Source organism: Pseudomonas sp., from assembly GCF_026224925.1.
GTDB lineage: Bacteria > Pseudomonadota > Gammaproteobacteria > Pseudomonadales > Pseudomonadaceae > Aquipseudomonas.
Map to the genome: position 1 here is coordinate 1 of NZ_JAMFRV010000779.1, position 2,967 is coordinate 2,967.

Genomic DNA, 2,967 nt, shown 5'->3' on the forward strand with positions numbered 1-2,967 from the left:
ACAGCAAAGGCGAGGACGTTGCGGAACTGCGCCGTCGCGTCGGCATGGTGTTCCAGAAGCCTAATCCGTTTCCGAAAACCATCTATGAAAACGTGGTCTACGGTCTGCGTATTCAGGGCATCAACAAAAAGCGCGCACTGGATGAAGCGGTCGAGTGGGCACTCAAGGGCGCCGCACTGTGGGACGAGGTCAAAGACCGTCTGCATGAATCGGCACTGGGCTTGTCGGGCGGTCAGCAGCAACGTCTGGTCATTGCCCGCACCATCGCCGTGGAGCCCGAAGTGCTGTTGCTTGATGAGCCATGTTCGGCACTCGATCCGATCTCGACTTTAAAAGTTGAAGAGCTGATCTACGAACTGAAATCGAAATACACCATTGTTATCGTGACGCACAACATGCAGCAGGCCGCGCGGGTCTCCGATTACACCGCGTTCATGTACATGGGCAAGCTGGTCGAGTACGGCGATACCGATAGGTTGTTTACCAACCCGGCGAAAAAACAGACCGAAGATTACATCACCGGCAGGTATGGCTAGCAGAAGAGCAGCGGCAAGTTTCAAGCTGCAAGCCGCAAGCTGGAGATCGGAAACGGCGGAAAATTTGGACCACTACATAACTACTTGCAGCTTGCAGCTAAGAGCTTGAAGCTGTCGCGGAGCGACCCCCATGATCGATAAAGACAGCCACACTCACCACATCTCCCAACAGTTCAATGTTGAGCTTGAAGAGGTGCGTAGCCACTTGTTGGCGATGGGTGGCTTGGTAGAAAAGCAAGTCAACGATGCTGTGACCGCGCTGATCGACGCAGACTCGGGCTTGGCTCAGCAAGTCCGCGAGGTTGACGATCAAATCAACCAAATGGAACGCAACATTGACGAAGAGTGCCTGCGTATTTTGGCGCGTCGTCAGCCGGCGGCCTCCGATCTGCGTTTGATCATCAGTATTTCCAAGTCGGTGATCGATCTGGAGCGTATTGGCGACGAGTCCACCAAAATCGCCAAGCGCGCTATTTTGCTGTGTGAAGAAGGCGAGTCGCCGCGTGGTTATGTGGAAGTGCGACACATCGGCGACCAGGTCCGCAACATGGTCCGCGATGCGCTCGACGCGTTTGCCCGCTTCGATGCCGATCTGGCCTTGTCGGTCGCCCAATACGACAAGATCATCGACCGCGAGTACAAGACGGCGCTGCGTGAGCTGGTCACCTACATGATGGAAGACCCGCGTTCTATCTCAAGGGTGTTGAATGTAATCTGGGTGCTCCGCTCACTGGAACGCATAGGCGACCACGCGCGCAACATCTCCGAGCTGGTTATTTACCTCGTACGAGGAACTGACGTGCGCCACATCGGCCTCAAGCGCATGAAAGAAGAGGTGGAGGGCATCAGCAGCAAAAACGCTAATGTTTTGGGTAAATCTGACGATAAATAAGGTTGCCTGCAGAAAAACGCCCAGCACGCTGCTGGGCGTTTTCGTTAACGGCTTTGCACTTCAAGTCGCCCGCGAACGAAAAGTCCTGGCGTCACTAATATGTTTAGCAATGGCCATCTGCCACGCTATGCTGCCGGGAATTTAAGGAGCGTCGATGAGTAAAGTCAGTGTGTTGGTCGTGGATGACGCGCCGTTTATTCGCGACCTGGTGAAAAAGGGCCTGCGCAATTATTTCCCGGGCATCCATATCGAAGACGCGGTCAACGGTCGCAAGGCACAGACTTTGCTGGAGCGTGAAGCGTTTGACCTAGTGTTGTGCGATTGGGAAATGCCAGAGATGTCCGGTCTTGAGTTGCTGGCCTGGTGCCGAACGCAAGACAACCTGAAAGCCATGCCTTTCATCATGGTCACTAGCCGTGGCGACAAGGAAAACGTGGTCCAGGCCATCCAGGCGGGCGTGACCGACTTTATCGGCAAGCCGTTCACCAACGAACAACTGCTGACGAAGGTTAAAAAAGCCTTGGCCAAAGTGGGCAAACTCGACACATTGCTCGCAAGCGCGCCGACCAAAATGAACTCCGCATTCGGTAACGATTCTCTCAGCGCCTTGACCGGCGGCAAAACGGAAGCAGTTCGACCGTCAGTATCGCCTGCAGCGGCGCCCGGATTGCTTAACTCTGGCGGCCGGTCTGCTACGGCTCCCGCTCCTGCTGCCACGCCTGCCGGTCGTGGTCAGGGCCAGTTGCGCCTGCCCAGTGGCACTCAGCAATGCATGATCAAAGCGTTGAGCCTCAAGGAAGCATTGTTGGTGGTGCGCCGTACCGATGTGCTGCCGCAAATACTCGATAACGCTGTGCTTGACCTCGAACAGGGCGATAACGCGGAGGTAGCTCGCCTCAACGGCTACCTGCACGCGATCGTCGCTTATGAGCAAAAACCGGACAGCGATTGGTTGCAATTGACCTTCCGCTTCGTCGACCAAGACGCGCAAAAGCTGGATTACGTCTCGCGCCTCATCGCGCGTGGCACAGCGCTGAAGCACTTCGTCCCTGGAGCTTGACATAAGCCATTTTTTTGACGGTGCGGTGTGTTGGATACGCCGCGTCGAGCGTTTAGCCAAAAACTTGGCTTAATGCGACGAACGGGCTTATCTGGTAACGACTGATTCGATTCAGCGTCGCACTAAAGATAGCGAATCGCTGCTACGCTTGGCCTGCCCCCAAGCCAACCAGATCAATCACCATGCTTAAACGCCCCCTCCTGTTGTGTGTTCTGCTGCTGACCGCACAAACGGCGTCGGCGTTGACCATCTATAAATTCACCGATGCCAATGGCGTGGTGTCTTTCACCGACCGTCCGACCGCGGGCGCCACGGTGGTGAAGCCGCGAGAGCGTATTGTCGAGCATCTGGAGCAGCAGGTGCACCTTGAGATCAAGCGCAATAGAGGGGTCCACAGCCTCTTTGTGCGCAACGACACGTACGCACCGGTCGAGGTCGAATTACAGCTATCAGGCGTGAAAAACGTGTTGGGAGTCACC

At 55.6% G+C, this 2,967-nt stretch carries 4 protein-coding genes; all 4 read left to right on the forward strand.

Translation table 11 applies throughout. The features are described from left to right. Nucleotides 1-536, forward strand: a 536-nt coding sequence (locus M0974_RS32650) for a phosphate ABC transporter ATP-binding protein (RefSeq protein ID WP_297846384.1), incomplete at its 5' end; no start/stop codon positions are given. Nucleotides 537-666: 130 nt separating this feature from the next. After that, a complete protein-coding gene (gene phoU, locus M0974_RS32655) occupies nt 667-1,428 on the forward strand; it encodes a phosphate signaling complex protein PhoU (RefSeq protein ID WP_297846385.1) in 762 nt (253 codons plus the stop codon). 154 nt (nt 1,429-1,582) lie between these two features. Next, entirely contained in the window at nt 1,583-2,488 is a 906-nt protein-coding gene (locus M0974_RS32660) for a response regulator (RefSeq protein ID WP_297846386.1), read from the forward strand. Between the two features lie 182 nt (nt 2,489-2,670). Beyond that, nucleotides 2,671-2,967 (forward strand): DUF4124 domain-containing protein (locus M0974_RS32665; RefSeq protein WP_297846388.1); only part of this gene is annotated, 297 nt, incomplete at its 3' end.

Coding starts and splice junctions, on each gene's coding strand:
- M0974_RS32660 (WP_297846386.1), top strand. CDS start 1,583: ATGAGTAAAGTCAGTGTGTTGGTCGTGGATGACGCGCCGTTTATTCGC.
- phoU (WP_297846385.1), top strand. CDS start 667: ATGATCGATAAAGACAGCCACACTCACCACATCTCCCAACAGTTCAAT.